The 1,865-nt window shown below is 50.2% G+C and carries 1 protein-coding gene and 1 pseudogene; both read left to right on the top strand.

The genetic code is table 11. The features are described 5' to 3' along the window. On the top strand, positions 1 to 1,748 hold a 1,748-nt coding region (secD, locus tag ACRCZA_RS05655), incomplete at its 5' end, for a protein translocase subunit SecD (RefSeq protein ID WP_438673491.1). 13 nt (positions 1,749 to 1,761) lie between these two features. Continuing rightward, positions 1,762 to 1,865: pseudogene (locus ACRCZA_RS05650) on the top strand (protein translocase subunit SecF); the annotation flags it as partial.

Here is a 1,865-nt window from a genome sequence, read left to right as displayed (position 1 = left end):
TGCAAGTGGTGGCGACTCGGGGTGCTGAAGTCACGGCATCTACCCAAGCCAGAGTAAACGAGCTGTTAGCCAGTAAAGGCATTGCGGTAAAGCGCTCTGAGCTTGAAAAAGGTCAATTGTTGGTGCGTGTCCAAAACGCCGAACAACAATTACTGGCAAAAGAAGTGATTGCAGAATCCTTAGGTGAAAAGTTTACCGTGGCACTCAACTTGGCTCCTGCGACACCGCAGTGGCTAGAGTCCATGGGCGGCTCACCGATGAAACTGGGTTTGGACTTGCGTGGTGGGGTGCACTTCTTGATGGAAGTGGACATGGGCGAAGCCATTCGCAAGATGGAAGAAGCCAAAATGGCGGATTTTCGCTCGCAACTGCGTGAAGAAAAAATTCGTTATGCAGGCATTCGCATTAATGGCGAGCGCATTGAAATTAAGTTTCGCGATGCCGACAGCTTAGCGAGCGCCGAGCGTTTTTTGAAGTCTCGTAGCAACGATATGGTGTTTACCAATGCCAGCCGTGGTGAAGATTTCACCCTGCAAGCCGTGATGAGCGAAACCTATCTTAAGCAGGTCAAAGAAGAAGCGCTGCAGCAAAACATTACCACCATCCGTAACCGTGTTAACGAGTTAGGGGTGTCTGAGCCTGTGGTACAACGCCAAGGCGCAGAGCGGATTATCGTCGAGTTGCCTGGGGTGCAAGATACGGCCCGTGCTAAAGAAATTTTAGGCGCGACTGCATCGATTGAATTCCACATGGTCGATGATAAAGCGGACCCCAGTGCAGCCCAAGCGGGCCGCGTACCTGCAGGTTCTCAAGTGTATCAGCGCCGTGAAGGCGGCCCAGTGGTACTGAAAAAAGAAGTGATGCTAACCGGTGATCATATTACTGGCGCGCAACCAAGCTTTGACCAATACAGCCGGCCTCAAGTCAGCATTAATCTTGATGCCAAAGGCGGCACCATTTTCTCGAATGTGACCAAAGACAACATCGGTAAGCCGATGGCGACCTTGTTCATCGAGTATAAAGACAGTGGTGAACGTAACGCCGATGGCACAGTCAAAATGCTGAAAATCGAAGAAGTGATTTCGGTGGCGACGATTCAAGCACGTTTAGGTCGCAACTTTGTGATCACCGGTTTAAGCCATGGTGAAGCGCAAAATCTGGCACTGTTACTGCGTGCCGGCGCGCTGATTGCGCCTGTGACTATCGTTGAAGAGCGCACCATTGGTCCAAGCCTTGGCGCAGAAAACATCAATAGCGGTATCAACGCCATGCTCTGGAGTATGGGCGCTGTGGTGCTATTTATGATGATTTACTATCGTGCTTTTGGCTTGATTGCCAATATCGCCTTAACCATGAACCTAGTGATGATCGTCGGGGTGATGTCAATGATCCCCGGTGCGGTACTCACCTTACCCGGTATTGCCGGTATGGTGTTAACTATTGGTATGGCGGTTGATGGTAACGTACTGATTTACGAGCGTATTCGTGATGAGTTACGCGCAGGTCGTAGCGTGCAGCAAGCGATTCAAGAGGGTTATGCCAATGCCTTCTCATCCATTGCAGATGCGAACATCACCACCTTTATTACCGCATTGATCCTCTTTGCCGTCGGTACTGGTGCAGTAAAAGGCTTTGCTGTGACCCTGATGATCGGTATTGCGACTTCCATGTTTACGGCCATCGTGGGCACCCGTGCAATCGTGAATGCGATTTGGGGTGGTAAGCGTACTAAGACTCTGTCGATATAAGGGAGCTTTAATCATGTTAGAGATTTTATCTTTAAAACGGACGGTAAACTTCCTTAAGCACGCATTGCCCGTCAGCATTATGTCAGCCGTGCTCGTGCTCGGCTCTATCGTGCTATT

Source organism: Shewanella sp. (assembly GCF_051658185.1).
GTDB lineage: Bacteria > Pseudomonadota > Gammaproteobacteria > Enterobacterales > Shewanellaceae > Shewanella.
The sequence above is the reverse complement of the archived record's forward strand: the minus strand, read 5'-3'. Positions and strand labels throughout refer to the sequence as shown.